This is a genomic window from Enterobacter sp. GER_MD16_1505_Eko_090 (assembly GCF_003331015.1).
In the GTDB taxonomy this organism is placed as follows: domain Bacteria; phylum Pseudomonadota; class Gammaproteobacteria; order Enterobacterales; family Enterobacteriaceae; genus Enterobacter; species Enterobacter roggenkampii.
In genome coordinates, this window is the sequence record NZ_PUQF01000002.1 from 333,761 (window position 1) to 340,424 (window position 6,664).

General features: G+C 47.7%; 3 protein-coding genes and 1 pseudogene. 3 read left to right on the top strand and 1 reads right to left on the bottom strand.

The features are described from left to right. Positions 1-51 precede the first annotated feature (51 nt). From pglZ to C6A40_RS04005, 3 genes are all read left to right on the top strand, one after another. Complete coding sequence (gene pglZ, locus C6A40_RS03995) at positions 52-2,649, top strand: BREX-1 system phosphatase PglZ type A (RefSeq protein WP_084832317.1); 2,598 nt, start codon at positions 52-54, stop codon at positions 2,647-2,649. A gap of 10 nt (positions 2,650-2,659) precedes the next feature. Then, entirely contained in the window at positions 2,660-4,744 is a 2,085-nt protein-coding gene (gene brxL / locus C6A40_RS04000) for a protease Lon-related BREX system protein BrxL (RefSeq protein WP_045335530.1), read from the top strand. Positions 4,745-4,865: 121 nt separating this feature from the next. Then, positions 4,866-6,215 (top strand): phospholipase D-like domain-containing protein, encoded by a 1,350-nt coding sequence (locus C6A40_RS04005; RefSeq protein WP_045335528.1) that lies wholly within the window; start codon positions 4,866-4,868, stop codon positions 6,213-6,215. Between the two features lie 61 nt (positions 6,216-6,276). Here C6A40_RS04005 and C6A40_RS04010 read toward each other — a convergent pair. Beyond that, positions 6,277-6,591 (bottom strand): annotated as a pseudogene (locus tag C6A40_RS04010) (restriction endonuclease); the annotation flags it as partial. Between the last annotated feature and the right edge of the window lie 73 nt (positions 6,592-6,664).

The following is a 6,664-nucleotide window of genomic DNA, read 5'->3' on the forward strand; positions in this document are numbered from 1 at the left end:
CCAGGCGTTCAGACATCTTCGAACTTACCGAATCAACATGGGATTGTGACCTTGCAAAATCAGGAATTTATTGCCGGCCTTAAAGCAAAATTCGCCGAACATCGCATCGTTTTCTGGCACGATCCCGATAAGCGTTTCCTCGAAGAACTGGGTAACCTCCAACTGGAGAACGTCACGTTGCTCAATATGGCCGACCAGTCACAACTGGCGGTTAAAAAGCGCATTGAAATCGATGAGCCTGAACAGCAGTTTTTGCTGTGGTTCCCCTACGATGTGCCCCCGCGTGAGCTCGACTGGCTGTTGGATATTCGTCTTTATAGTACGGAGTTCCACGCCGATTTCGCTGCCATCACACTGAATACGCTAGCTATTCCGCAGCTTGGCCTACGCGAGCATATCCAACGTAGGAAGGCATTTTTCAGCACGAAACGTCTTTCTGCCCTAAAAGGCCTGGTCACTGAGCAGGAAAACGAAGCCTCCCTTGATAAGAAGATGGTTGCGGTCATCGCTGGCGTAAAAACAGCAAAAACGGAAGAGATTCTGTTCAGCCTGATTACCCAGTACGTCAATCAACAGAAAGATGACGACAGTGACCTCGAAAACACGCTGGCGATGCTTAAACGCCACGACCTGGAAGGCGTGCTGTGGGACATTCTGAATCAGGAAATGGGCTATCAGGCCGAGCATCCTTCGCTGGAAAACCTGATCCTAAAGCTATTCTGTACCGATCTTTCCGCGCAGGCAGACCCGCAGAAACGCGAATGGCTTGAAAAAAACGCACTGACCACGCCGTCAGGCAGAGCCTCCGCGTTAGCCTTTATGGTCACCTGGCGCGCCGACCGTCGCTACAAAGAAGCCTATGATTATTGCGCACAGCAGATGCAGGATGCGCTGCGACCAGAAGACCAGTACCGTCTCAGCTCGCCGTATGATCTGCACGAGTGCGAAACCACACTGAGCATTGAACAGACCGTTATTCATGCGCTGGTGACGCAGCTTCTGGAAGAGAGCACCACGCTTGACCGTGAAGCCTTCAAAAAGCTTCTGTCCGAACGCCAGAGCAAATACTGGTGCCAGACGCGTCAGGAATACTACGCCATCTATGACGCGCTTCGTCAGGCTGAGCGGCTGCTGAATCTGCGTAATCGTCATATTGACGGTTTCCACTATCAGGACAGCGCAACGTTCTGGAAAGCGTACTGCGAAGAGCTGTTCCGCTTTGACCAGGCCTACCGCTTATTTAACGAATACGCGCTGTTGGTTCACAGCAAAGGTGCAATGATCCTGAAAAGCCTGGATGACTATATCGAGGCGCTGTATTCCAACTGGTACCTAGCAGAATTAAGCCGGAGCTGGAATAAGGTTCTGGGAGCCGAAAACCGTATGCAGGAGTGGCGTATTGCGGGCGTTCCACGGCAGCAGAACTTCTACAATGAGGTGGTTAAGCCACAGTTTAACAATCCACAAATCAAGCGTGTGTTCGTGATTATCTCCGACGCGCTGCGTTATGAAGTGGCAGAAGAGCTGGGCAACCAGATCAATACCGAGAAACGCTTTGCTGCAGAACTGCGTTCCCAGTTGGGCGTGTTACCCAGCTATACCCAGCTGGGAATGGCGGCATTGCTGCCACATGATGAGATATGCTACCAACCGGGTAGTGGTGACATAGTTTATGCGGACGGGTTATCCACCTCAGGTACGCCTAACCGCGATACCATTCTGAAGAAATATAAAGGGATGGCAGTAAAATCCGACGATCTTCTGAAATGGAAAAATCAGCAAGGACGAGATCTTATTCGCGATTACGAAGTCGTTTATATCTGGCATAACACCATTGATGCCATGGGTGACAGCGCATCTACGGAGGAGAAGACCTTCGAAGCGTGCCGTAACGCGGTGGTTGAACTGAAGGATTTAGTGACCCGTGTGATAAACCGTCTCCACGGTACACGCATTATCGTCACCGCGGACCACGGCTTCCTGTTCCAGCAGCAGCCCCTTTCCGGGCAGGATAAAACCACGCTGCAGATCAAGCCAGACAATACGATTAAAAACCACAAACGCTTTATTATCGGCCATCAGCTTCCTGCCGATGATTTTTGCTGGAAAGGAAAAGTGGCAGATACCGCAGGCGTCAGCGATAACAGCGAGTTTCTGATTCCGAAAGGGATCCAGCGTTTCCATTTCTCAGGTGGAGCGCGGTTTGTCCACGGTGGTGCCATGCTGCAGGAAGTCTGTGTTCCCATATTGCAGGTGAAAGCGCTGCAGAAAACTGCTGCCGAGAAGCAACCTCAGCGTCGTCCGGTAGACATAGTGAATTACCATCCGCTGATCAAACTCGTCAATAACATTGATAAGGTCAGCCTGCTGCAAACCCATCCGGTAGGTGAATTATACGAAGCGCGAACTCTGAACATCTTCATCGTCGATAACGCCAATAATGTGGTATCCGGTAAAGAACGAATCTGCTTTGACAGCGATAACAACACAATGGAAAAACGTGTGCGTGACGTTACGCTGAAGCTGATTGGCGCGAATTTTAATCGCCGTAATGAATACTGGTTGATACTGGAAGATGCGCAAACGGAAACGGGTTACCAGAAGTACCCTGTGATTATCGATCTGGCATTTCAGGATGATTTCTTTTAAGTGAGGCGATATGCAAACCCATCATGACTTACCCGTTCCAGCCGTCTCCGAAGGGGAACTCGTCGCAGAAGGTTACGATCTGGACGCCTTACTGAATCAGCATTTTCGCGGTCGGGTGGTGCGTAAAGATCTGACCAAGCAGCTCAAGGAAGGGGCTAACGTCCCGGTCTATGTGCTGGAGTATCTGCTCGGTATGTACTGCGCTTCCGACGATGACCAGATCGTCGAGCAAGGGTTGCAGAACGTTAAGCGCATTCTGGCTGATAACTACGTCCGCCCTGATGAAGCAGAGAAGGTGAAATCGCTCATTCGTGAGCGAGGATCCTACAAGATCATCGATAAAGTGTCGGTAAAGCTCAATCAGAAGAAAGACGTTTACGAAGCCCAGCTCTCCAACCTCGGCATTAAAGATGCACTGGTTCCTCCGCAGATGGTCAAGGACAACGAGAAGCTGTTGACCGGTGGCATCTGGTGCATGATCACCGTGAACTACTTCTTTGAGGAAGGACAGAAAACGTCCCCCTTCTCTCTGATGACGCTTAAACCTATCCAGATGCCCAATATGGACATGGAAGAGGTATTTACCGCACGTACGCACTTCAACCGCGACCAGTGGATTGACGTCCTGCTACGTTCCGTGGGTATGGAACCTGCCAACATTGAGCAGCGAACTAAATGGCATCTGCTAACCCGCATGATCCCTTTCGTGGAAAATAACTATAACGTCTGCGAACTGGGCCCACGCGGTACCGGTAAAAGCCACGTCTATAAAGAATGTTCGCCAAACTCACTGCTAGTTTCCGGCGGACAAACCACGGTAGCAAACCTGTTTTACAACATGGCCAGCCGCCAGATTGGCCTGGTTGGTATGTGGGATGTGGTCGCGTTTGATGAAGTGGCGGGGATCACTTTCAAAGACAAGGACGGCGTGCAAATCATGAAAGATTACATGGCGTCTGGCTCGTTTTCCCGCGGCAGAGATTCGATTGAAGGCAAAGCATCAATGGTATTCGTCGGCAACATCAATCAGAGCGTTGAGACGTTAGTCAAAACCAGCCATCTGTTAGCCCCCTTCCCTGCCGCGATGATCGATACGGCGTTTTTCGACCGCTTCCACGCCTATATACCCGGCTGGGAAATCCCGAAAATGCGCCCGGAATTCTTTACCAATCGCTACGGCCTTATCACGGATTATCTCGCCGAGTACATGCGGGAAATGCGCAAACGCAGCTTCTCCGATGCGATTGATAAGTTCTATAAGCTGGGTAATAACCTCAACCAGCGAGATGTTATCGCGGTAAGGCGCACGGTTTCTGGTCTATTGAAACTTCTTCATCCCAATGGTTCTTACAGTAAAGAAGATGTCCGTGTTTGCCTGACCTACGCCATGGAAGCCCGTCGTCGAGTCAAAGAACAGCTTAAAAAGCTGGGCGGTCTGGAGTTCTTCGATGTGAATTTCAGCTACATCGATAACGAGACGCTGGAAGAATTCTTCGTCAGCGTGCCAGAACAGGGCGGCAGCGAATTAATTCCTGCTGGCATGCCAAAGCCAGGCGTAGTGCATTTGGTTACACAAGCGGAAAGTGGCATGACGGGTCTGTATCGCTTTGAAACTCAGATGACCGCTGGTAATGGTAAGCATAGCGTTTCTGGTCTGGGATCAAGTACCTCTGCTAAGGAAGCTATCCGGGTTGGATTTGACTATTTCAAAGGCAACCTCAACCGCGTTAGCGCAACAGCGAAATTTTCTGAACATGAGTACCACCTGCACGTAGTCGAATTGCACAATACCGGACCAAGTACCGCGACCAGTCTGGCAGCACTTATTGCCCTATGTTCCGTTTTACTGGCGAAACCCGTCCAAGAACAAATGGTCGTATTAGGCAGTATGACGCTCGGTGGAGTGATCAACCCTGTTCAGGATCTGGCGGCTAGCTTACAACTCGCCTTCGACAGCGGCGCAAAAAAGGTACTTTTGCCGATGTCCTCTGCAGTAGATATTCCGACAGTGCCAGCCGAGTTATTTACCAAATTCCAGGTCAGTTTTTACTCTGAACCTGTGGACGCGGTTTATAAGGCGTTAGGGGTGAACTGAATATATCGAGGAGTGTGTCACACTCCTCGGTTAAATAATCTGTCAGCCTTTTATTGTTATTTTTTTGAACTATATTCCTCAATCTCTCTTTTCATCTGGAATGATGTACGGTTAGATAATAATGAAACTAATTGCAAATGGATTGAATAAGCAGTTTTTTAGTTCTTTTCTACCTCCATCGAATTGTGAAATTGACGGTGTCGTAGCAGCAATAGCCTATGCTGATGATAAAACTACGCTTCTTGACCATTGTCTAAAAAATCACCATCGCCTTGATATCTGGATGCGATATGATCATACTGTTCCGGTTGCACCCTCTTTTTTATCTAAATTGCTTATTAATACGAAGAACAACATCTTTTGTAAGCTGGTACCCGACTGCCTTCATAGTAAAGTCATCTGGTGGAAGGGCTATGGGGCATACATTGGTTCAGCAAACCTTACCGATCGCGCATGGAATATGAACATTGAAGCGGGTGTCTTCTATACTGAAAGTGATTTGTACAACTCGGACTTAATCTCGCAATTAGAAGATTTTTTCGATAATTTAGCATTTCTTGATTGTTGTATTGACCTCAGTCAGGAAATCATCGACGAACAAAAGAAGCTACAAAAATTAAAAATAGAGAAAGATAAAAAAGAACTAGAGCTTATAAAAAAACGTCGTGTACCTGTTTGGGGCGGTGTGAGTAATTATGACAAGCCAAAAGCAAATGATAAAAGAAAAGATAGTTTCCATAAAGAATGGGACAGTACACTTTCCGTAATACGAAATATATCCAGCCAAATAAATGACTTCAGGCCTAATTGGGTCGCTAAGGACACACCTGCATTTTGGCAAACCGATCAGTTTTTACATGCGTATTATTACAATCAAGTCCATCAAAATGATAAAACTTATCCTTTTGAGGATTATCACCAAGCCAATAGTAAAGACCCCCAAGCTGCACTTATGAATATGTTGTCATGGTGGAAGAGCCTCTCTGGGCCTCCATCTAATGAAGATATCAACCTAGGAATTTACGCTCCTTATATTCGTGAGCACTTATCAAAAAGCAAAATTAGTTCATTGACTGAGGATAATCTTCATAACATATTCTTCTATACGCATGCAACGATGGACCATGTGATAAAAATGAGTACTGAAACGTTTGGCCTGCCTGCCCAAAATTCCATAAACAGGGAAGAACGTGCCATTTTATTCACCAAATGGATCATGAGCCAGACCAATCAAAAAGGTATGACTATTGCTGAATTACTCAACTATGTCCTCTACGGTGGAAAACCTGCATTAATGTGGGAAAGGATCTATCTGGCAGGAAAAGACGAGGAGTACAAATTCCAACATTACGGTATTAACTCTATTGCTGAAGTGGTCGGTTGGGCAAGGCCAGAAGATACGCCTCCCAGAAATGGCAGAACCAATAAAGCCTTGCGAGCATTAGGCTATCCAGTTCGCGTAAATATTTAGCGGTCCCTCATCGTAAGAGCCTACATCGCCGCCTGTTTATACAGAAACAGGCGGCGAAAACTCATGCAGGCAAATACGTTTTCTTTAGCGGAACCAACAATTTAGTCTCAATATCCACTTGCTCATAGTTTTCCACTAACGCACGTACCAAATCGTCCAGCGTCCATAGCGTCAACGGGATTGTAGAACGATCGGCCTCATAGCGCGCATCCTTGCTGAATCCACCGGTGCTGACATACAGCCCGCGATCGTCTTTATGACGGCCACCTATAAAGCTACGGATTTGCTGGCTGCTCATCTGTTCCCGTCGGTGCTTCACCTCAACAATAATGCGCGGATTTTCGAATCCAAAACCGTCAGGCGAAGCAATGATGTCAACAACGGGTAAAAAGTGATCCACTTACCGCCACCACCAACGGTTTAATATTGATCCACCTTGTTTACTCAGG